General features: G+C 72.7%; 20 protein-coding genes and 2 pseudogenes. 12 read left to right on the forward strand and 10 right to left on the reverse strand.

Annotated features, from left to right (window positions below; genetic code table 11):
• Nucleotides 1-2 precede the first annotated feature (2 nt).
• The 3 genes from AB0L21_RS20795 to zapE form a co-directional block, all read right to left on the reverse strand.
• On the reverse strand, nt 3-581 hold the full coding sequence (locus tag AB0L21_RS20795) for a carbonic anhydrase (RefSeq protein WP_365704232.1): 579 nt from the start codon (nt 579-581) through the stop codon (nt 3-5).
• Nucleotides 582-657: 76 nt separating this feature from the next.
• Complete coding sequence (locus tag AB0L21_RS20800; protein ID WP_365704230.1) at nt 658-1,056, reverse strand: hypothetical protein; 399 nt, start codon at nt 1,054-1,056, stop codon at nt 658-660.
• Between the two features lie 206 nt (nt 1,057-1,262).
• Nucleotides 1,263-2,366, reverse strand: coding sequence for a cell division protein ZapE (gene zapE, locus AB0L21_RS20805; protein WP_365785558.1), 1,104 nt, complete (start codon nt 2,364-2,366; stop codon nt 1,263-1,265).
• Nucleotides 2,367-2,403: 37 nt separating this feature from the next.
• Between zapE and AB0L21_RS20810 the strand changes: the two genes are divergently transcribed.
• From AB0L21_RS20810 to AB0L21_RS20845, 8 genes are all read left to right on the forward strand, one after another.
• The gene (locus AB0L21_RS20810) at nt 2,404-3,306 is read left to right on the forward strand and encodes a pyrimidine reductase family protein (protein WP_365704226.1); all 903 of its coding nucleotides are present in this window, start codon (nt 2,404-2,406) and stop codon (nt 3,304-3,306) included.
• Between the two features lie 165 nt (nt 3,307-3,471).
• Nucleotides 3,472-3,945 carry an indole-3-glycerol phosphate synthase gene (locus tag AB0L21_RS20815; protein ID WP_365704224.1) on the forward strand — a complete coding sequence of 158 codons (474 nt, stop codon included), beginning with the start codon at nt 3,472-3,474 and terminating at the stop codon, nt 3,943-3,945.
• A gap of 136 nt (nt 3,946-4,081) precedes the next feature.
• Nucleotides 4,082-5,473, forward strand: coding sequence for a UDP-N-acetylmuramate--L-alanine ligase (gene murC / locus AB0L21_RS20820; protein WP_365704222.1), 1,392 nt, complete (start codon nt 4,082-4,084; stop codon nt 5,471-5,473).
• Between the two features lie 15 nt (nt 5,474-5,488).
• The gene (gene msrB / locus AB0L21_RS20825; protein WP_365785560.1) at nt 5,489-5,896 is read left to right on the forward strand and encodes a peptide-methionine (R)-S-oxide reductase MsrB; all 408 of its coding nucleotides are present in this window, start codon (nt 5,489-5,491) and stop codon (nt 5,894-5,896) included.
• A 212-nt stretch (nt 5,897-6,108) separates the two neighbouring features.
• Nucleotides 6,109-6,249 carry a hypothetical protein gene (locus tag AB0L21_RS20830; RefSeq protein WP_365785562.1) on the forward strand — a complete coding sequence of 47 codons (141 nt, stop codon included), beginning with the start codon at nt 6,109-6,111 and terminating at the stop codon, nt 6,247-6,249.
• A gap of 304 nt (nt 6,250-6,553) precedes the next feature.
• Nucleotides 6,554-7,687: an ABC transporter ATP-binding protein gene (locus AB0L21_RS20835; RefSeq protein WP_365704216.1), complete on the forward strand. Its 1,134-nt coding sequence runs from the start codon at nt 6,554-6,556 to the stop codon at nt 7,685-7,687.
• Nucleotides 7,684-8,337: an ABC transporter permease subunit gene (locus tag AB0L21_RS20840; RefSeq protein WP_365704214.1), complete on the forward strand. Its 654-nt coding sequence runs from the start codon at nt 7,684-7,686 to the stop codon at nt 8,335-8,337. Before AB0L21_RS20835 ends, AB0L21_RS20840 begins: the two co-directional genes overlap by 4 nt.
• On the forward strand, nt 8,334-9,002 hold the full coding sequence (locus tag AB0L21_RS20845) for an ABC transporter permease (RefSeq protein ID WP_365704212.1): 669 nt from the start codon (nt 8,334-8,336) through the stop codon (nt 9,000-9,002). The genes AB0L21_RS20840 and AB0L21_RS20845 overlap by 4 nt, the downstream gene beginning before the upstream one ends.
• A gap of 3 nt (nt 9,003-9,005) precedes the next feature.
• Here the strand turns inward: AB0L21_RS20845 and AB0L21_RS20850 are convergent, their stop codons facing one another.
• The 4 genes from AB0L21_RS20850 to AB0L21_RS20865 are packed head-to-tail and all read right to left on the reverse strand — an operon-like array spanning nt 9,006 to nt 13,122.
• Nucleotides 9,006-9,608, reverse strand: coding sequence for an ATP/GTP-binding protein (locus tag AB0L21_RS20850; protein ID WP_030645000.1), 603 nt, complete (start codon nt 9,606-9,608; stop codon nt 9,006-9,008).
• Entirely contained in the window at nt 9,595-10,011 is a 417-nt protein-coding gene (locus AB0L21_RS20855; RefSeq protein WP_365704274.1) for a DUF742 domain-containing protein, read from the reverse strand. Before AB0L21_RS20855 ends, AB0L21_RS20850 begins: the two co-directional genes overlap by 14 nt.
• Nucleotides 10,012-10,039: 28 nt before the next feature.
• Nucleotides 10,040-10,516, reverse strand: a complete 477-nt coding sequence (locus AB0L21_RS20860) for a roadblock/LC7 domain-containing protein (RefSeq protein WP_365704210.1) — start codon at nt 10,514-10,516, stop codon at nt 10,040-10,042.
• Nucleotides 10,513-13,122 carry an ATP-binding protein gene (locus tag AB0L21_RS20865; protein WP_365785564.1) on the reverse strand — a complete coding sequence of 870 codons (2,610 nt, stop codon included), beginning with the start codon at nt 13,120-13,122 and terminating at the stop codon, nt 10,513-10,515. The genes AB0L21_RS20860 and AB0L21_RS20865 overlap by 4 nt, the downstream gene beginning before the upstream one ends.
• A gap of 289 nt (nt 13,123-13,411) precedes the next feature.
• Here AB0L21_RS20865 and AB0L21_RS20870 point away from each other — a divergent pair, with 289 nt between their 5' ends.
• Both AB0L21_RS20870 and AB0L21_RS20875 read left to right on the forward strand, forming a co-directional pair.
• On the forward strand, nt 13,412-14,374 hold the full coding sequence (locus AB0L21_RS20870; RefSeq protein WP_365785566.1) for an ABC transporter substrate-binding protein: 963 nt from the start codon (nt 13,412-13,414) through the stop codon (nt 14,372-14,374).
• A 194-nt stretch (nt 14,375-14,568) separates the two neighbouring features.
• The gene (locus AB0L21_RS20875) at nt 14,569-16,431 is read left to right on the forward strand and encodes an aromatic amino acid ammonia-lyase (RefSeq protein WP_365785568.1); all 1,863 of its coding nucleotides are present in this window, start codon (nt 14,569-14,571) and stop codon (nt 16,429-16,431) included.
• 122 nt (nt 16,432-16,553) lie between these two features.
• On the opposite strand, the gene AB0L21_RS20880 is transcribed toward AB0L21_RS20875, so the two are convergent.
• Nucleotides 16,554-17,009 carry a TerB family tellurite resistance protein gene (locus AB0L21_RS20880; protein ID WP_365785570.1) on the reverse strand — a complete coding sequence of 152 codons (456 nt, stop codon included), beginning with the start codon at nt 17,007-17,009 and terminating at the stop codon, nt 16,554-16,556.
• A gap of 191 nt (nt 17,010-17,200) precedes the next feature.
• Between AB0L21_RS20880 and AB0L21_RS20885 the strand changes: the two genes are divergently transcribed.
• Nucleotides 17,201-17,569 carry a metalloregulator ArsR/SmtB family transcription factor gene (locus AB0L21_RS20885; RefSeq protein WP_365785572.1) on the forward strand — a complete coding sequence of 123 codons (369 nt, stop codon included), beginning with the start codon at nt 17,201-17,203 and terminating at the stop codon, nt 17,567-17,569.
• A gap of 624 nt (nt 17,570-18,193) precedes the next feature.
• Nucleotides 18,194-18,346: pseudogene (gene tatA, locus AB0L21_RS20890) on the forward strand (Sec-independent protein translocase subunit TatA); the annotation flags it as partial.
• A 52-nt stretch (nt 18,347-18,398) separates the two neighbouring features.
• Here the strand turns inward: tatA and AB0L21_RS20895 are convergent.
• Together AB0L21_RS20895 and AB0L21_RS20900 are read right to left on the reverse strand one after the other, a co-directional pair.
• Nucleotides 18,399-19,389: pseudogene (locus AB0L21_RS20895) on the reverse strand (sporulation protein).
• 445 nt (nt 19,390-19,834) lie between these two features.
• Complete coding sequence (locus AB0L21_RS20900) at nt 19,835-20,287, reverse strand: DUF6114 domain-containing protein (protein ID WP_365704196.1); 453 nt, start codon at nt 20,285-20,287, stop codon at nt 19,835-19,837.

Consider the following 20,287-nt stretch of genomic DNA (forward strand, 5'->3'; position numbering starts at 1 on the left):
GCTCACAGGGCCTCGAAGGTGTCGGTCTGCGGGCGGTGCGTCCGTACGGCGCCGGTGTGCACCTCGTAGTACCAGGCGTGCAGGGCCAGTTGCTCCTCCTTCACCTTGCGCTCCACGCAGGGGTACGAGCGCAGTCGCAGCAGCTGGGTCAGTACGTGGCTCTGCACGCCCTCGGCGACCTCCGGGTCCTCGGCCGCACCGGCCGGGCGCGGGGTGGCGGACGCCAGCCAGTCGCGTACGGCCGGTACGGCGGTCAGGTCGTCACCGCGCACCAGCGCGCCGACGGCGCCGCAGTGCGAGTGGCCGCAGACCACGATGTCGCGGACGCCGAGCACCTCCACGGCGTACTCGATGGTGGCCGCCTCGCTGGTGGGGTGCTCGGAGGCGTAGGGCGGGACGATGTTGCCCGCGGTGCGCAGCTCGAACAGCTCGCCGGGGCGGGCGCCCGTGATCAGGGCCGGGACGACCCGGGAGTCGGAGCAGGTGATGAACAGCACCTGCGGGGACTGGCCTTCGGCGAGTCTGGCGAACTCCTCAGGGCGCTGTCCGAAGGTACGGGCGTTGTCGATGAGGGGCTGCATGTGTGGGTTCCTCCTGGCGCGCCTGCCTGGCGCGTCGGACTTGAACAACGGTTGTGGGGGGGGAGCTGACCGTCCGTCAGCAGCGGAAGACCTGGAGCGCCGCCGGGGTGTGGGCTCTGGACGCTCTCGGGGTGGGGTGGTGCGGTCCGCCGGAGGGCTCCGACGGGCCCGTTTCGGCCACCCGGCCGGATATGAGGGCGCGCTCCTGCGGGCAGCCGGAGGCCGGGCCGCGCTGCCGGTCGCGGACGTGCGGGATGCCCGCGGGGTCACCCGGGCGGCCGGGGGCGCGGACCTTGTCCGCCGCCCCTTCACGCACCGGCAGCGCGGAGGGGGTGGTTCCGGTCTCGGCCTTGGCCAGCACCTGACCGAACGTGTGCGCGGGTGCGAAGGATCCCGCGGGAGTGAAGAGCTGGAAGGCGAGCAGCGTCACGCCGAGGAGGGTGAGCAGGGCCCGAACGGTTGTACCTCGGAACATGAGCCCCCCTCCGCTGCGTTCACGTTTCTTGTCCAGACCAAGGGTTGGTCAATGGATGGTCAAGAAACACGTTAACCCTGCAAAGTCCTTTGCAGGGTTAACTGCGCGTTAAGTGCGCAAGAGAGCGTGAAAAGTGCGGGTGGCGTGGCGTGAACCCGCCCTTGACCCGCAGGCTTTGATCGACTATTAGGCGGCCGGAGTGACGGCTAGGCGCCGACCAGTCCCTTCGCGTCCCGCGCCAGCGCGGTGAGCCGGGATATCGCGCGGAAGTACTTCTTGCGGTAGCCGCCGTTCAGCATCTCCTCGCTGAACAGCCGGTCGAACGGCAGCCCCGAGGCCAGCACCGGGACCTCGCGGTCGTAGAGCCGGTCCGCGAGCACCACCAGGCGCAGCGCCGTCGACTGGTCCGGCACCGGCTTCACACCGGTCAGGCACACCGCCCGCACCCCGTCGGTCAGCGCGCCGTACCGGCTCGGGTGCACCTTGGCCAGGTGCTCCAACAGGTGGGCGAAGTCGTCCAGCGAGGCTCCCCCGGTGGCGAACGCCGTCTTCATGACCTCCTCGTCGGAGAAGGGTGCCGGGGCCTCGGGCAGGCCGCGGTGACGGTAGTCCTCGCCGTCGATGCGCAGGGTGCGGAAGTGGGCCGACAGGCCCTGGATCTCGCGCAGGAAGTCGGCGGCGGCGAACCGGCCCTCGCCCAGTTTGCCGGGCAGCGTGTTGGAGGTGGCGGCGAGCGCGACGCCCGCCTCGACCAGCTTGCCGAGCAGCGTCGACACCAGGACCGTGTCGCCGGGGTCGTCCAGCTCGAACTCGTCGATGCACAGCAGCCTGTGTTCGGAGAGCGTCCGCACGGTCTGCTGGAAGCCGAGCGCGCCGACCAGGTTGGTCAGCTCCACGAAGGTGCCGAACGCCTTGCGGGACGGCTCGGCCGGGGTGGCGTGCCACAGGGAGGCGAGCAGGTGGGTCTTGCCGACGCCGTAACCGCCGTCCAGATACACCCCGCGCGGACCGGCCGGGGCCTTGGGCGCCCTGGCCCGGCCGAAGCCGAAGAGGCCACGCCTGCCGGCGCCGGAGGCGTGCGCTCCGCCGAGCCCGGCCGCGAAGCCCTCCAGGACCCGGACGGCCTCGGTCTGGCTGGGCTGGTTCGGGTCCGGGATGTACGTGGCGAAGCGGACCGAGTCGAAGCGCGGCGGCGGCACCATCTCGGCGACCAGCCGCTCCGCGGGCACGTGCGGCTCACGGGCGCACAGGGACAGGGGGCCGGCTTCCGGCAGCGGGCTGGAACCGGGGGCGGCGGTGGAGGACGACACAGTTCTCCATGCTAAGCGCCGTGTCACACTGCACGGCATGCGACGCCTGTTCCCTGTGACCGAAGAAACAGCAGCCCAGGACCCCGCGAGGGGTGCTCACACCCCCGGGCGCGGTCCGGAGGGGGAGGTGAGCGCGGCAGGTCGGGGCGGTCCGGGCGGCGAGGTCCGCCCGCCCGCCGGGGGGCCCGCCGGTCCCGCCGCGGTCGTGGACCGGGAGTGGAGCCTCGCCGAGCTGGCCGCCGCGTACGCCTACCCGGAGCCCGCGCCGGGCGCCCCGCGGCCGTGGCTGCGGGCCAACATGGTGTCCTCGCTCGACGGCGCCGCCCAGCACGAGGGGCGCTCGCAGCCCATCTCCAGCGCCACCGACATGCGGATCTTCGGCACGCTGCGGGCGCTCGCGGACGTCGTCGTGGTCGGTGCGGAGACGGTACGGCAGGAGGGGTACCGGCCCGCCCGCGTGCGGGACGAGTTCGCCGGGGCCCGCGAGGCCGCCGGACAGACCCCGGTCCCGGCGATCGCGATCGTCACCGCGAGTCTGGAGCTGGACTTCACGCTGCCGCTGTTCACCTCGCCCCTGGTGCCCACGCTGATCCTCACCGGCGCCGCGGCCGCCCCCGACCGGATCGCCGCCGCCGAGCGGGCCGGCGCCCAGGTGGTGATCGCCGGTGAGGGCATGGGCGTGGAGCCCGCCCGCGCGGTCCAGGCCCTGGCCGGCCTCGGCCACACCCGGCTGCTCACCGAGGGCGGGCCCCGACTGCTCGGCCAGCTGATCGCCGCGGAGGTGCTGGACGAGCTGTGTCTGACCGTCTCGCCGACGCTCACCGCGGGGAACGCGCAGCGGATCGCCGGGGGGCCGTCCGTGGCCGTTCCGCACCGGTTCGCACTCGTGTCCCTGCTGGAGGAGGACGGATTCCTGTTCGGTCGTTACCGTCGGTCCTGACGTCACCGTTGGTGCTGACGTCACTGCCAGTCCTGATATCGGCGGAATTGACCGTTCCGGTTAGCTTCCGGCGGGCAGACTTGGTCCGGCAGTACCCGTGCGATCACGGGGAAGGATGGTTTCCGCAGGGGCCCTGCCGGGCCCTCCAAGGAGAAGAGGCGCCTGGTGTTCACAAGCGTTCTGATGATCGAGAAGGCGTTGACGTCCGCCGACGTGGAGTTCGTCACCACCCTGCACGGGGACGAGCCCGTAGCCTTCCACGTCCTGCTCCAGCCGCGCGGCGAGCAGGCGGACCGGCTGCTGCGGGCCATCGACGACATCGCGCTCGGCGAACTCGACGAGGCGGTGCGCGAACGGGAGACGCCGGAGGGCCAGGAGGCCCGGAGCATGGGACAGCAGGCCCTCGACGTGTCACTCCAGGCGTTGCGCTCCGCGGGAAGCCGGGCGGACGGGCGGCTGGTCGAGGACCACCCGCTGGACGCGCTGAAGTCGCTGGTGGCCGAGGTCGGCGCCGACGAGGTGATCGTCCTGACGGATCCGCACTACGTGGAGGAGTTCTTCCACCGGGACTGGGCCTCCCGGGCCCGGCACAAGGTCGGCGTGCCGGTGCTGAAACTGTTCTCGCACAGCAAGGCGTAGACGCTCCCCCGGGTCGGCCGGTGAGCGCCGTTCGGGTCGCGGTGCGTTCGCGGGGCGCGGGTGCGTGCGAGGCCCCCGGTGCCCGAGCGCATAGGCTAGGCCTGCTCTAGCCCGTACCGTCTCTGGGGAGAAACGCATGGCACCCGGCCTTCCTGACGCCATGGACCGACCGCACTTCATCGGCATCGGCGGCGCCGGGATGTCAGGGATCGCCAAGATCCTGGCCCAGCGCGGGGCCGAGGTGGCCGGCAGCGACGCCAAGGAGTCGGCGACCGCCGAGGCGCTGCGCGCGCTGGGCGCGACCGTGCACATCGGGCACGCCGCCGAGCACCTCGCCGACGACGCCAGCTGCGTCGTCGTGTCGTCGGCGATCCGGAAGGACAATCCCGAGCTGGTCCGCGCCGCCGAGCTGGGCATCCCGGTGGTGCACCGCTCCGACGCGCTGGCCGCGTTGATGGAGGGACTGCGGCCGATCGCCGTGGCCGGTACGCACGGCAAGACCACCACCACCTCCATGCTGGCCGTCTCGCTCACCGAGCTGGGCCTGAAGCCCTCGTACGCCATCGGCGGCGACCTGGACGCGCCCGGCTCCAACGCGCTGCACGGCGACGGCGACATCTTCGTCGCCGAGGCCGACGAGTCGGACCGCAGCTTCCACAAGTACGCGCCCGAGGTCGCCATCGTCCTCAACGTCGAGCTGGACCACCACGCCAACTACGCCTCGATCGACGAGATCCACGAGTCCTTCGAGACGTTCGTGGGCCGGATCACCGAGGGCGGCACGCTGGTCGTCTCCGCCGACCACGAGGGCGCCCGCGAGCTGACCCGGCGCGTCCGGGGCCGTGACGTGCGCATCGTGACCTACGGCGAGGCGGCCGACGCCGACGTCCGCGTCCTGGCGGTCGTCCCGCAGGGGCTGAAGAGCCAGGTCACCGTGGTGCTGGACGGGCAGGAGCTGACCTTCGGGGTGTCCGTGCCGGGCCGGCACTACGCCCTCAACGCGGTCGCCGCGCTCGCCGCGGGCGCCGCCCTCGGCATCCCGGCCGCGCAGCTGGCGCCCGCGCTCGCCGCCTACACCGGCGTCAAGCGGCGCCTCCAGCTCAAGGGCGAGGCGGCCGGCGTCCAGGTGATCGACTCCTACGCCCACCACCCGACCGAGATGACCGCCGACCTGGAGGCCATGCGCGCCGCCGCCGGTGACGCCCGCATCCTCGTCGTCTTCCAGCCGCACCTCTTCTCCCGCACCCAGGAGCTGGGCAAGGAGATGGGGCAGGCGCTGGCCCTCGCCGACGCCTCGCTGGTCCTCGACATCTACCCGGCCCGCGAGGACCCGATCCCCGGCGTCACCAGCGAGCTGATCGTCGAGGCCGCGCGCGCGGCCGGTGCCGACGTCACGGCCGTGTCCGGCAAGGCGGAGATCCCCGCGGCGGTCGCGGGAATGGCGAAGCCCGGTGATCTCGTTCTCACCATGGGCGCGGGCGACGTGACCGACCTGGGCCCGCTGATCCTGGACCGCCTGTCGCAGTAAAGGGGCTGAGAACTGATGTCGTACGACGTCGAGAAGCCGGACGAGCAGTGGCGAGCGGAGCTGACCCCCGCCGAGTACGCCGTACTGCGCCAGGCCGCCACCGAGCCGGCCTTCACCGGTGAGTACACGGACACCAAGACCAAGGGCGTCTACTCCTGCCGGGCCTGTGGCGCCGAGCTGTTCACCTCCGACACCAAGTTCGAGTCGCACTGCGGCTGGCCGTCCTTCTACGACCCGAAGGACACCGACGCCGTGGAGCTGGTCGAGGACCGCTCGCACGGCATGGTCCGCACCGAGGTGCGGTGCGCCCGCTGCGGCTCCCACCTCGGGCACGTCTTCGAGGGCGAGGGTTACCCGACCCCCACCGACCAGCGGTACTGCATCAACTCCATCTCCCTGCGGCTGGAGCCCCAGGGAAGCTGAGGCCGCGGTCCCGTCGCAGGCCCCTGCCCGCCGGGCGAGCCCGGCGCCGGGACGGCGGCGGCCCGGCGGGACCGAGCAGCCCGCGCGGGCCGGCGCGCGGCCGGCCTGACCTGCGGGAGCCCCTGGCCGGTATCGGTACGACCGTCGACGCGGCCACCACCCACACCGAGCCGACCAGGGCCGCCGTGCGGCCGGCCGGGGGAGCCGCCGCCGTGACGCGCCGCACCCCGGACACCGTCTCCGGGTACGACGCGATCACCGGGGACGCCGGGCTGCTGCCCGACGTCCGGTGGGCCGCCGCGGCGGCCCACGAGGCGCACGTCCCGTCCGCCGGTGCGGCGCCGGAACCCTGAGGCGACGGTCGGCTGACCGGGGTGCGGGGGTGGGGTGACGGGGGCTGCGGGCGCGCGGTGGGGCGGCGGGCCGGTGGACGCGGCGGACGCGGCCGACCGCCGCGCAGGACAGCTCGTACGGACCCGCCGGCATCATGTGACGGCACGTCACCCGTGCGGTGGCGCACCGGAGAACACCGCCCACCCGTCCCACGCGGCCCGGCCTCGCGGAGTCAACGCTGTCCCGCCAAAGTTTCGAAACACTGGCGGTCTAGACTCTCCCCGCATCAGCCCAGGATCGGTCGCCCGAAGGGTACGCGGCGTTTTGATACGGATAGACTCAGTCACGAAGCGGTATCCCGACGGCACGGTCGCGGTCGACCGGCTGTCGTTGGACATACCGGACCGCGCGATCACCGTCCTCGTCGGGCCCTCCGGCTGCGGCAAGACGACGACCCTGCGGATGATCAACCGGATGGTGGAGCCCAGCGAGGGCAGCATCCTCCTCGACGGCCAGGACATCCGGCAGCAGCCGGTCAACACCTTGCGCCGGTCGATGGGCTACGTCATCCAGAACGCCGGGCTCTTCCAGCACCGCACCATCCTCGACAACATCGCCACCGTGCCCCGCCTGCTCGGCTGGACCAAGCAGAAGGCCCGGGCCCGGGCCGCCGAGCTGATGGAACGCGTGGGCCTCGACTCCGCGCTGGCCAAGCGGTACCCGTACCAGCTCTCCGGCGGCCAGCAGCAGCGCGTCGGCGTGGCCCGCGCCCTCGCCGCCGACCCGCCGGTGCTGCTGATGGACGAGCCGTTCTCCGCCGTCGACCCCGTCGTCCGCAAGGGACTCCAGGACGAACTCCTGCGCATCCAGGACGAGCTGGGCAAGACCATCGTCTTCGTCACGCACGACATCGACGAGGCGATCAAGCTGGGCACCAAGGTCGCCGTGCTGCGCACCGGCGGCCGGCTCGCCCAGTTCGCCCCGCCCGCCGAACTGCTCAGCGCGCCCGCCGACCCCTTCGTGGAGGACTTCCTCGGCGCCGACCGCGGCATCCGCCGGCTCTCCTTCTTCCCGTCCGCCGGGCTGGAGTTGCAGTCCGCGCCCGTCGTCCCGATCGACGCCGACGCCGGCAAGCTCGCCGCCCGGGCGGCCACGGCCCCCTATCTCCTCGTCACGGACCTCGACGGCAGGCCGCTCGGCTGGAGCGAACCGGACCGGCTCACCGCCGGCGCCATCGACCGGGACCGTCTCCTGGACCACGGCCGGCCGTTCGTGCCCGGCACCGACTCGCTGCGCACCGCGCTCGACGGGGCCGTGCTCTCACCGACCGGCTGGGCCGTCGCGGTGGACGGCGAGGGACGCGCGGTCGGCGTCGTCTCCCAGCAGGTCATCGGCGAGGCGATCCGCGCCGCCCACAGCGAGGTGGCGGAGCGCGCCGACGCGAAGGCCGGGCGATGAGCGGCTTCTTCGACCTCCCCAGCGACCTCCAGCACAGCTACCTCGGCCTCATCGGGCTGCATCTGCGCGAGGCCCTGCTGCCGGTGCTCGCCGGACTGCTCGTCTCGCTGCCGATCGCCCAGCTGTGCGTGCGGTTCCGCTGGATCTACCCGCCCGTCCTCGGCATCACCACCGTCCTGTACGCCATCCCCTCGCTCGCCTTCTTCGTCGTCCTCATCGACTACTTCGGGCAGAGCGAGACGACGGTGATGATCCCGCTCGCGCTCTACAGCCTGGTGGTGCTGGTCCCGGCGATCGTGGACGGCGTCCGCTCGGTGCCGCCGGAGACCCTGGCCGCCGCCCAGGCCATGGGCTTCGGGGCCGTACGCCGCTACTTCCAGGTCCAGTTGCCCATCGCCGTACCCGCGATCATCGCCGGCCTCAGGGTGGCCACCGTCTCCAGCATCTCCCTGGTCAGCGTCGGCATGCTCATCGGCAACCAGGGCGCCCTCGGCAACATGCTCTACGACGCCCAGACCTACCACCGGCCCGCCCTGGCCGTGAACTCCGTCCTGACCATCGCGGTGCTGGGCATCCTCGCCGACGCCGTACTGGTCCTCGTCCGCCTCCTCCTCACCCCCTGGATGCCGCGGAAGGGTGCCACCCGGTGAACGTCCTGAACTTCGCGCACGCCTTCTTCAGCGACGGCGCCCACTGGCACGGCTACGACGGCATCCCCACCCGGTTCGCCGAGCACATCAAGTACTCCCTGGAAGCCCTGCTGATCGCCGCCGCGATCGGGCTGCCCGTCGGCCTGCTCACCGGCCACACCGGGCGCGGCGGCAACGCCCTCGCGCTCATCGCCACCGCCGGCCGCGCGCTGCCCAGCTTCGGCCTGCTCGTGCTGATGTTCATCTGGATCGGCTTCGGTCTGCTGCCGGTGATGATCCCGCTGGTCGTGCTCGCCGTACCGCCGATCCTGGTCACCACCTACGAGGCCATCCGTTCCGTCGACCCCTCCCCGGTGGACGCGGCCCGGGGCATGGGCATGCCCGAGGCGCGCGTGCTGCTCCAGGTGGAGGTGCCGGTCGCACTCCCGCTGATCCTCAGCGGCCTGCGCACGGCGGCCATCCAGATCGTCTCCACCGCCACCATCGCCGCCTACGTCAGCCTCGGCGGCCTCGGCCGCTACATCATCGACGGCCTCTACCAGAAGAACTACGAGAAGGTCGTCGGCGGCGCCACGCTCGTCGCCGGCCTCGCCCTCGCGACCCTGGCCGTGTTCTGGGCGGCGTCCCGGCTCACGGTGTCGCCGGGAGTACGCCGTAGCACCTGACGGTCACTGCTCGGTGCGGGCCAGCGCGAGTTCGAGTACGACGAGCAGCGCGTCCCGCACCGAGCCCCGCTCCCGGGCGTCGAACACCACGACCGGCACGCCGTCGGAGACGTCCAGCGCCCAGCGGACGTCCTCCAGCGAGTGCTCCACCCGGCCGTCGAAGGCGTTGACCGCGACGGCGAACGGGATGCCCTTGTGCTCGAAGTAGTCGACGGCCGCGTAGCAGTCGTCCAGCCGGCGGGTGTCGACGATGACGAGCCCGCCGACCGCGCCCTCCACGATGTCGTCCCACATGAACCCGAACCGCTCCTGCCCGGGCGTGCCGAACAGGTACAGCTTCAACGTCGGGTCGATGGTGATGCAGCCGAAGTCCATCGCGACGGTCGTCGTGGTCTTGCGCGGGGTGTGCGTGAGGTCGTCCACACCGGCCGCGACCTCGGTGATCGACGCCTCGGTGGTCAGCGGCTCGATCTCCGAGATCGCGCCGACGGCCGTGGTCTTGCCCACGCCGAAACCGCCCGCGATCACCATCTTCACCGGCAGCGGCGGCCGCACCGCCGCCGGCGCGGCCGGGCCCCGGGCCAGGAGCGGTTCAGTCGGTGTCACTCAGTACCCCTCGGGAGTCGGGGATGGCCCGCAGGCCATCGATAACCCTGCGCAGGACGGACGCGTCGTGGGTGGCCTCGGCGTCCGGCACGTACACCGCCAACTGGCCCGCCTCGCGCAGGTCTTCCGCCAGGACGCGGACCACGTTGAGATGCAGCCGCAGCCGGGCCGCGAGTTCCGCGAGCGACTGCGGCAGCCGGCAGGCGGCGACGATGTCGTGCTGCTCGAAGGAGAGCCGGCCGAGCGCGTCGAGACCGTCGGCGGTGGACACCACCTGGGTCTCCACGGGCAGCGCCCGGCCGGAGGCGGCGTCCGCGACCCGGCCGGCGGTGACCAGGTACGGCCGTACGGCGGGGGCGGGGCCGACCGGGTCCGGGCCCGGGGGCGGGATGCCGTCCGCCATGCCGTCCGCCATGGAAACCTTCTCCTCCTCAGCGGGCCGCCGCCGCGCTCACGCTGTTCTTCAGCTCCAGCACGAGCTGTGGGCTCAGCGCGGCACCGGCGCGGTTGGCGAACAGCGTCATCTCGTAGGCGATGTTGCCCAGCTTCGCCTCCTTGTCGGTGACGACGCCGAGCACGGCGCCGCTCCCGATCGCGGAGACGATGACGTGGCCGCCCTCCAGATCGATGATGACCTTGTTCAGTCCGCCGAGGCCGTAGTTGCCGGAGGCGCCCGCGGCCAGGCTGGTGATGCCGGACACGATCGCCGCGAGCCGCTCGGAGTCGGCGTGCTCGCGCAGCTGTGACACCGCGATCAGCAGGCCGTCGGAGGACACGGCGATGGCGTCGACGACGCCGGCGGTCTCGGTCGCGAAGCGGTTCAGCAGCCAGGTGAAGTCGGCCGCGGCTGCCTGCAGGTCGGTCGGCGTGGTGCCGCCCGTCGGGCTGTCACCTGTCGACGTGCTCACTGCTCGGCTCCTTCCGGAAGGTGGTTCGGGTCGTGCGGCGGGGTGGTCGGGGGCGTGGGGGTGGCCGCGGGCGTGGGGTGTGTGGGGTCGGTGGCCGGGGTGTCGCCGGCGTGGGGCGGGGTGTCGCCCGGGTGGGGCGAGCGCGTGGCTCCGGGGGTGCTGTCCGGGCGGGGCTGGTGCGATGCCGTCGGCACGTCGTGCCGGCGCGTTGCCGTGGCCGTGCCGCTCTCGTGAGGAGCCGTACCGGTGCTCACCGGGCGGGCGAAGCTGCCCGTGTCGCTGTCCCGTCGGGCGCGTTCGACCGCGTCCTCGAACTCCTCCAGCGCGCTGCGGACGGCCTCCGCGTCCAGCGGCCGTACGGTCTTCGGCACCGTCGGCGCGGCACCGGCGGTGGTGCGCAGCGTGGCCCCGCGGACCCGGCGGCGCAGCGGCCGCGCGGTGTGTTCGGCGCCGCCCGGGGTCTGCTCCCCCGAAGGGGCCGGTGCGTCGGTGCTGTGCGGTGCGCGGCGGGGGACCCGGCGGGGGAGCGGGCCGCCGTGTTCCGCGCGGGCGGGCTCGTCCGGGGCGGTGCCGTCGGCCGGCGCCTTCTCGTGGGCGGTGACCGGCGGCAGCGCGCCCCGCGCGGGTACCGGCCCGGACACCCCGGCCACCGGCGCGAGCAGCAGCGAGGCCGGCAGCGTCACCTCGGCCGTCACACCGCCGCCCGGCGTGCGGGTCAGCTCGACGCCGATCTCCCAGCGGCGGGCCAGCGCGCCGACCACGAACAGGCCCAGCACCTTCGTCGGCACCAGGTCCAGCCGTTCGCGGCGGATCAGCCGGGCGTTCTCCTCGGCGAGCCGCTCGGCGCTCATGCCGAGGCCGTGGTCGGTGATCACGACGTGCGTGCCCTCGGCGCCGGAGCGGACGGTGACCTCGACGGGGCTGCCCTCGGGCGAGAACGACACCGCGTTCTCCAGGAGTTCGGCCACCATCAGCGTGAGGTCACCGATGATGTCCGGCTCGACCAGGGCGTCCGACGCGGCGTACAGCCGTACCCGCCGATAGCCCTCGATCTGCCCGAGCGCGGCCCGTACGACGGTGGACAGCGCGGTCGGACCCGCGTCCAGCACCGTCTCGCGGATGCCGGCCAGCAGCATCAGGCTGTCGGCGTTGCGGCGCAGCCGTACGGCGATGTGGTCGATGGAGTACAGCCGTTCCAGCAGCGCCGGGTCGGTCTCCCCCCGCTCCACCGCGTCGATCAGCGCGAGTTGCCGGGTGGTCAGGTTGCTGACCCGGCGGCCCACGTTGCCGAACATCTCCGCGGTGTTGCGCCGGCTGAGCACCTGGCGTTCCAGCAGCGCGGCGGCGGTGGTCTGCACCCGGTTGAACGCCTCCGCCAGGTCGCCGATCTCGTCGCGGGCCGTGACCGGCATGTCCCGCAACCGGGGCGGTCCGTCGTCCTCGGCGTCGTCGTCGGCCACCCGGGCCAGCTCACGTCCGGCGACCTCGGCGACCTCCCGCGCGGCTCCGGTGAGCGCCTGCACGGGCCGGACCACCGAGCGGCGCACCAGCACCGCGAAGGCGATCCACAGCGCGAAGGCGATCAGCGCGCCGCTCAGCAGCAGGCCGGCCCGCCACCGGGCGCCGTCGGCGGCGCCGTCGGCCCGGTCGGCGATCTGGCCGATCAACGCGGTGGTGATCTTCAGCCGCGCGGCGGCCTGTTCGGGGTAGGCGGGGTAGTCGGTCAGCGCGTCCTGCACCGCCCGTCGCAGCCCCGGCTGGTCGTTCGTCTCCAGCCGGCCCACGACGACCTGTAGTTCGGCGTAGGCCTCGGCGATCTCCCGCTGTGCCTGCGTGTGTTCGATGCCGGAGAACCGCTCGGCCTGCGCCTCGGTGGCGAACCGGCCGAAGCGCTCGGCCTGGTGGGTGTACAGCTCGTACGCGCCGACCGCGCTGGTGAACTCGATCTGCGCGTTGGTGTCGCCCGTGGTGGCGGCGAACACGTTGGTCTCGAAGGCGCCGTGGGCGGCGTCCGCGCGCAGCAGGGAGTCCAGCAGGCTGCCGGTGAAGGTCTCGGCGAGGTCGGCGTCGCGGTCGAGGCCGAGGCCGTCGATCAGGCTCTGGGCGGCGCCCGCGTAGGCCGGGTCGATGTTGTCGGCGGGCAGGTACGACTGCTCCACCGAGGTACGCAGGCTGGTGAGGCCCTCGACCCCGCGCAGGGCCTGCGCCTCGCTCTCCGGCAGCCGGTCCCCGAAGGCCTCGCGCACCTTGGCCACCTGGGAGTCGACCGCGTGCTGCGCCGCGCGGTAGGCGGACGTCGACGGCTTCGCGTCCCCGGACTCGTAGCGCGTCGAGAGCAGGATGGCCTGCTGGTGCTCGGCCTCCACCCGGTCCACCAGCCGCGCCACCTGTGCGCTGTCGCGCACCAGCCGGGCCGCCGAGGCCGCGCTGGACGACTGCCGCACCAGGTCGGTGAAGAGGTACGCCAGAAGAACCGCGATGACCGCGAGGGGGATGCCGACGAGCAGATTGAGTTTGCGCCGGAAGGGCCAGCGGTCGGCGAATCCCCGTGCTCCGCCCCGGGTGGGGGCGTGCCGGGCGGGCGCGTCCACCTGGTTCGTGGACACCGGGCCTCCTTCATGGGTGTCTTGTCCGGGGGAGCCGTCACTCCCGGACCTGAGGGCTGCGTCGCCCCCGGAACGCCTGCGTCACGACACCGAAGCGGGCCCCGCGCACCGCTGTGGTCGATACCAACTCGGGTGAGACTACAGGCCTCTTGAGGTGTGGATCAGCTCACCTTTCATCAAGAATCCGTTACAAAGAGACTGCTCTATGTGCGCGAGTGACCGCAGATCGAGGCCAATCGGTGATCTGATGCCCTTGACTGACCGAGAACCGGCTGGATTGGATCAGCGCGTGACTTCCACGACCCACATCAGCAGGTCCATCCGGAGGAACCGAGGCGCGGCGGCGGTCGCCCTCGCGGCGGCGACGGCTCTGCTGGCGGGCTGTTCCTCCAACGACGGCAAAGACGGCAACCCCCTGTCGGACGACAGCAAGGCCAGCGGCGACACCGTCGTCGTCGGATCCAACAACTTCCCCGAGAGCACCCTGCTCGCCGACATCTACGGCGAGGCGCTCAAGGCCAAGGGGATCAAGGTCACGTACAAGCCGAACATCGGCAGCCGCGAGACCACCTACGGTCTGATCAAGAACGGTTCCATATCGGTCCTGCCCGAGTACAACGGCGCGCTCCTGGCCTACCTCGACCCGAAGGCCGCCCCGAAGACCCTCGCGGAGACCACGGACGCCATCAACGCCAAGCTGGACTCCAAGCTCACGCTGCTGAACCCGGCGTCGGCGCAGGACAAGGACTCGATCACGGTCAACGCGGCCACCGCGAAGAAGTACCACCTCACCGAGAAGTCCTCCATCGCCGACCTGAAGGACATCGCCGAGGACCTGGTCATCGGCGCCTCGCCGGAGTTCCAGACCCGGCAGCAGGGTCTGGTGGGCCTGAAGTCCGTCTACGGCCTGGAGTTCAAGTCCTTCAAGGCGCTGGACGCGGGCGGCCCGCTCACGCTGGCGGCGCTGAAGAAGGACGCCGTGCAGGCCGCGGACATCTTCACCACGGACCCGAACATCTCCAAGGAGAAGTTCGTCGTCCTGCAGGACCCGAAGAACCTGTTCGGCTTCGAGAACGTCCAGCCGCTCGCCTACAAGGGCGCGCTGTCCAAGGAGGGCGTCGACGCGCTCAACGCCGTCTCCGCCAAGCTCGACACCGCGACCCTGCTGGACCTGGACACCCAGGTGCAGGCCCAGAACAAGGACCCGCTGGACGTCGCGAAGGCGTGGCTGAAGTCGGCGGGGCTGGGCTGAGGCCGCACCGCCCGGAAGGGCCGGGAAAGCCGGAACCGGCGCGGGGACCGGAACGGCCAGCTGACGGGAACGGCCAGGTGACCGGAACGGCGGGAACAGCCGGGACGGCTGGAACGGCCCAGATCGACTAGATCGACTAGATCGACTAGATCGACCAGAACAACCAGAACGACCAGGAACTGTCAGGAACGACCGTGGACGTGCCGACGCGGGTGCCCCCGCAGCCAGGGGACACCCGCGTCCCGCTCGACGGCGGCGGCCTCACTCTCCCCGCCCTGATCCGGCTCGCCGACGGTACGGCCGTACCCGCCGTCGACCCCGGCGCCCTGGACCGGGTCCGCCGCGCCCGGGAGACGGCCGACCGGCTCGCCGCCACGGGGCGCTGGTACGGCCGCGGCACCGGCGTCGGCGCGCACCGCTCGGTCGCCGTCGACCCGGCCGAGGAGACCGCCCACGGCCTGCGTCTCCTGCGCAGCCACGCGGGCGGGGCCGGTCCGCTGCTGCCGGCCCGCACGGTTCGCGCGATGCTCGCCATCCGCGCCAACCAGCTTCTTTCCGGCGGCTCCGGGATCCACCCGTCCTTCGTCACCGCCCTCACCGACGCCCTCCGCCTCGGCGTGCACCCGGCGGTCAACGAGTACGGCGGCGTGGGCACCGGCGACCTGACGGCCCTGGCCCAGACAGGCCTGACCCTCCTCGGCGAACGCCCTTGGCTGGCACCGGACGACTCATCGGCCTCACCTCGCGCGGGCGGAACCGTGCCGGTGGGGGAGCGGGCGGGGGTCGGGCCGGGGCTCGGGGCCGGGGAGGTGCCGGAGTGTCCGGCGGCTGCTGGTCCGGCGGTCGGGGGTGTGGGTACCGGGGAGCGGGTGACGGTCGGGGGTGTGGGCACCGGGCCGGGGGAGGTGTCGGGTGGGGGTGTGCTCGGTGGGGAGCGGTCGCCTTCCGGCGGCGGGGCGCCCGGTGCTGTCGCCGTCGGCGCGGAGCAAGCGGCCCTGGCAGCGGCGGACCTGACCGGGACGGTCGACGGTGTGCACGTCGGCGAGGCCCGTCCCCGGGGCGTCGGCGACGGAGACCGGACCGCCGGTGAGCTGCCCGCTCCGGTCACCCTGCGGGCCGGCGACGCCCTCGCGCTGCTCAGCAGCAACGCCCTCGCCCTCGCGCAGGCCGCCCTCGCCGGGCACGAGACCGAGCTGCTGCTGCGGGCCACGCACGTGGTCGCGGCACTGTCCCTCGCCGCCGTGTCGGGCTCGCCGGAGGCGTACGCCGCGCCGGTGCACGCCCTGCGGCCCTACCCCGGCCCGGTCCGTGCCGCCGCCGAGGTACGGCGTCTGCTCGGCCTGCCCGACGACCCGGCGGCGGGCCTGGGGAACGGGCTCCCCGCAGCGGGCCGCCGGATCCAGGACCCGTACGGATTCCGCGCGTTCCCGCAGGTGCACGGCGCCGCCCTCGACGCCTCGGCCGCGCTGCGCCGGATCGTCGAGACCGAGATCAACTGCCCCTCGGAGAATCCCGTCCTGACCCCCGAGGGCCATCTCTACCACCACGGCGGCTTCTTCGCCGCTCCCCTCGCGCTGGCGCTGGACGGCCTGAACCTCGCCCTGCTGAAGACCGCGCAGCTCTCCGCCGCACGCCTGTCCGCGCTGAGCCGCCCCGACCTCACCGGCCTGCCCGCCTTCCTCGCCACCGGCCCGGCCGGCAGCTCCGGCACGATGATCCTGGAGTACACCGCCAACTCGGCGCTCGCCGAGCTGCGCTCCAGCGCTGCCGCGCCGGCCTCGGCCGGGCACGCCGTCCTCTCCCACGGCCTGGAGGAGGCCGCCGGCTTCGCCGGGCAGGCGGCCCGCCAGACGGAACGGGCCCGCGCCGCCTACGCCACCGTCCTCGCCTGCGAGCTGGTGTCCGCCGTCAGGGCCTTGCGCCTCCATCCGGAACCGCCGGCCCTCCCCGCCCTCACCCTCGCCGCCGCCACGCTCCCCACCGGCGTGGAGGACCGCCCACTGACCGGGGACATCGAGACGGCGACGGAACTGCTGCCCCGCCTCGCGGAGTTGTGAGCGAGGAAGACGAGCGTGGGAGTGGTGAGCGCGGGAGTGGTGAGCGCCGTTCAGCGCGGGCGTGGACGAGGGCACGGTCCAGGTCGTCGCGCATGCCCTCCTCCACACGCTCCACAGCCGGCTCAGAGGTCGAACTCGTGCGGCGGCAGGTCCAGCGCGTAGCACGCCTCGCGCACCACGGCCTGCTCGTCCTTGTCGAAGTCGCCGTCCGCGCCACCGATGACGATGCCGATCTGGATGACGGCCCGCGCCTCGGCGGGCTTCTTCTTCGCCTTGGCGATCTCCTGCAGCACGCTCACCTTGCCGAAGGCGAAGTCCGTCGTCAGCTTGTCCAAGTTCGCCTCGAAGCGCCGGCGGAGGTCGTCCGCGGGGAAGTTCTGCAACACCTCGTTGGTGGCGATGAGCTGGGCCACCCGCTGCCGCTCCGACGGATCCACCGTCCCGTCGGCGGCGGCCACCAGCGCGCACATCGCCATGCTCGCATCGCGGAACGCGCCGCTCTTCAGGTCGTTCTTCTTCGCCACCAACTGCGTCTGCATCTGTGACGCCGACTCCTTGATGCGGTCCCACAGGGCCATGCGCACTCCTCGTATCGGCCGCCGGGTGCTTCCGGCAGCCCGACGGTAACTTCTACAACAACGTAGAAACTGATGGGGCGGCCGGGAAGTTCCGGAGATCTACACTCAGTCCGCGGACACGGCGGACACAGCCCGAACACAGCGACGGACCCACGACGAACCCACGACGAACCCAACGGAGGAAGGCGACAGTGGCGACAGCGCCCGGTACCGGCCACCAGGACCCCTCCGCCGAGGTGCTCGCCCAGGCGGCCGCCGCCTTCGGACTGCTCGCCGCCCCCGCCCGGCTGCACATCGTGTGGGCGCTGACCCAGGGCGAGAGCGACGTGACCGGCCTCGCCGAGCGGGTCGGCGGTGCCCTGCCCGCCGTCAGCCAGCACCTGACCAAGCTCAAACTCGCCGGACTCGTCCGCTCCCGCCGCGAGGGCCGCCGTCAGGTCTACTTCGTCGACACCGCCGAACAGGCCGCCGTGGTCGACGTCGTACGCCTCCTCGTCAGCCGGCTCGCCGAGCGGGAGGCACCCGCCACCGTCCCGGCCCGCCGGCTCCGTGGCCTCTGATCCCGGGACCGGCACCGTCCTCCAGTAGCTGCGGCGCCTGGACACCGGCCCGCGCGGACTCGCCGACGCCGAGGACGCCGCCCGGCTCGCCGCCCTCGGCGACAACACCCCGCCCCGCCCGCACACCCCCTGGCCGATCCGCCGGCTGCGCGGCTTGCGCGACTCCTTCACCGCCGTGCCGCACACCCTCGGTGCGACGACCAGGCCGTGTTCCACTCGGCCTGGTTCACCGAGAACCTGATCACCCAGGCCCTGGTCATGCTGTTGCCGCGCAGCGGCCCCTCGGACGGCGGCGGCTGCGCGGCCCGGCCGGTCGGCTGGGCGGCGGCCCTGCTCGCCGCCGTCGCCCTCGCCCTGCCGGCAGGCCCGCTGGGCGCCGCACTCGGCCTGACCGCGCTGCCCGTCGCCTGCCATCTCCCGCTCGCCGCCGTCCCCGCCCTGTACGCCCTGGTCCTCAGGGCGGCGAAGGCCCGTCACGACCGGCGTGTGCCGCAGCCCGGCCCGGTACCACCGCCCGCCCCAGGCCGGGTGCGCGCTTTCCGCCCTCAGGCCGGGTTGTACAGGTGCGCAACACAGCGAGCGTTGCCGCAAGGTGAGACAAGCGAGACGAAGAAGGGGGCGGTCATGCTCCGCAACGGACTTGAGCCCTGGCATCTGCTGATCGTCGCGATCGTGTTCCTCCTGCTGTTCGGGTCCCGGAAGTTTCCCGACACCGCCCGTGCGCTGGGCACGTCCATGCGCATCCTCAAGAGCGAGGCCAAGGCGATGAAGGAGGAGGACGGTACGCAGCGCTCCGCCGGCTGAGCGGCCCCCTCCTTTCGCTCCTCTCCTAGCCTTCGTCGCCTTCGTCCTCCTCCCCCTCGAAGAAGTCCCCGACCTCGTCCACGACTTCCGCGGCCACCATGCCGCCCGCGACGCCCACGGCGAGGCCCGCCGCGCCGGCGGCCACGGCCGTGCCCAGGCCCGGGCCGGAGTGGTGGGTGCCGGGGGAGTAGTGACCGGGCTGGGGCGCGCCGCCGTGGCCGTACGCCGCATGGCTGCCGTAGGCGTCGCGGTGCTCGGTCACCTGGCGGATCCAGCCGTCCACCTCTCTCTGCCAGTCGAGGGCCGGCGCGTCCTCGTGGCGCACGGTGAAGCGGGTCAGGGCGTCGTGTCCCGATGACCACGGCCCGCCGCGCTTGTCCGCCTCCAGGACCACCTCGACGCCCATGGGGGAGGCGAGGAAGGTCAGCTCGATCTCGTTCACCGCGTGCGCGTACTGGGGGGCCGGGGTCAGCTCGATCTCCTGGTAGAACGGCAACTGCTGGCCCGTACCGCCGATGCGGCCGTACTCCAGGTCGGCCGAGCGGAAGTCGAAGCCCAGTGCGCCGAGGGCCTCCAGCACGGCCTCCTGCACCGGCAGGGGGCGGACGGTGAGCGGATCCAGGTCGCCCTTGTCCCGGGCGCCGGCCACCGCGACCTCGGTGCGCACACCCAGCACGATGCCGAGCGGCTGGCCGTGCAGTTCGGTCACCGGGGTCTCCCAGGGGAGCGGCACTGAACGGCAGCTCGCGTTCCTCCTGTTCACCGAGTCGGAAACCGCCACCGACGGTGAACCGCTCGAAGGCGACCGCGCCCTCGCTCTCGGCCTCCGCGTGCTCCGCCTCCACGCGGGCGATCAGCTCCAGGCCGATGCGCTCGACCTCCACGGCCGTCGCACCGCCCCGCAGCAGCACCCGGCCCGCCAGAGTGCCGCCGGGCAGCGCCGCGCCGCCGTCCAGCACCGTGTCCACGGAGGGGCCGCCGACCCCGAGCGCGCCCAGCAGCCTCTTGAACACCATGCCGTAACTCCTTCGTTCATCACGTCACCCGGACGGCACTCCACCGCCGTCCGACTGCCCGATGAACTCCCGGCACGGGCAAAGAAGTTCCCAAGTCACCTGTTCGGGGGACCCCTGGTTTGTGATCCGGCCCGGTTCGGCCTCCTCCGTCCCAGGGGACGAAGCAGGGGTTCGGCCCCTCGCCGCTGAGGCGACGCTCGGGTACGCCACCACTCGGCCACCGAGGCCCGGCTGGGCTCGACCCCCGCCACCGAGGGCCCGACGAGGTGTGGTCACCCGGCCACCGAGGCCGGTACGCCACGGCGCCACCGAGACCCGGTATGCCACGGCCACTCCGCCATCGACGCTCCGGCGCCGTCAACCCAGCGCCAAGGACGCCCAGCACACACCAAACCCGCACCAAGCTCCCGGCACCACTCAGGCCCCGGCTGCACCACGCCCCGGCTCAGACGGTCCCCTCCGCCCCCTCCGACGTCAGGGTGTGGGCGTCGGCCCGCTCCTGCTTGCGGCGTCCGCGGCGGCTGACGCGTGGTTCCTGGTCCGGGAGCCAGCCGAACGTGAGGCAGCTGCCGGTGGCGCCGAGGAGCAGGCCGATGAAGAAACCGCCCAGGTTGGAGGTGAGCCAGCTGCCCAGGGAGAGCAGGATGCCGGTGACGGAGTAGAAGAGCCGCTGGGAGGGGTTGAAGAGGATCAGCAGGCCCAGCAGCACCATGAGGGTCGGCAGCAGATAGCCGGCCAGGCCCTGCATGCCGATGTGCAGTACGACCTTCAGCGAGGCCTTCTCGGTGAGCAGGATCTCGCCGCCGCCGAGGGTGAGCAGCAGCCCGCCCCAGAACGGCCGGCGGGCCCGCCATCCGCGGAAGGCGAGCCTCGGTCCTGGACGTGGACGGTCCGGCAC

Origin of the sequence: Streptomyces sp. NPDC052721 (assembly GCF_040678315.1) — a bacterium.
In the GTDB taxonomy this organism is placed as follows: domain Bacteria; phylum Actinomycetota; class Actinomycetes; order Streptomycetales; family Streptomycetaceae; genus Streptomyces.

Excerpts from the sequence above, each read along its gene's own strand:
- AB0L21_RS20795 (WP_365704232.1), bottom strand. The coding sequence starts at position 581 with ATGCAGCCCCTCATCGACAACGCCCGTACCTTCGGACAGCGCCCTGAG.
- AB0L21_RS20800 (WP_365704230.1), bottom strand. The coding sequence starts at position 1,056 with ATGTTCCGAGGTACAACCGTTCGGGCCCTGCTCACCCTCCTCGGCGTG.
- AB0L21_RS20810 (WP_365704226.1), top strand. The coding sequence starts at position 2,404 with ATGCGACGCCTGTTCCCTGTGACCGAAGAAACAGCAGCCCAGGACCCC.
- murC (WP_365704222.1), top strand. The coding sequence starts at position 4,082 with ATGGCACCCGGCCTTCCTGACGCCATGGACCGACCGCACTTCATCGGC.
- msrB (WP_365785560.1), top strand. The coding sequence starts at position 5,489 with ATGTCGTACGACGTCGAGAAGCCGGACGAGCAGTGGCGAGCGGAGCTG.
- AB0L21_RS20840 (WP_365704214.1), top strand. The coding sequence starts at position 7,684 with ATGAGCGGCTTCTTCGACCTCCCCAGCGACCTCCAGCACAGCTACCTC.
- AB0L21_RS20855 (WP_365704274.1), bottom strand. The coding sequence starts at position 10,011 with ATGGCGGACGGCATCCCGCCCCCGGGCCCGGACCCGGTCGGCCCCGCC.
- AB0L21_RS20880 (WP_365785570.1), bottom strand. The coding sequence starts at position 17,009 with ATGGCCCTGTGGGACCGCATCAAGGAGTCGGCGTCACAGATGCAGACG.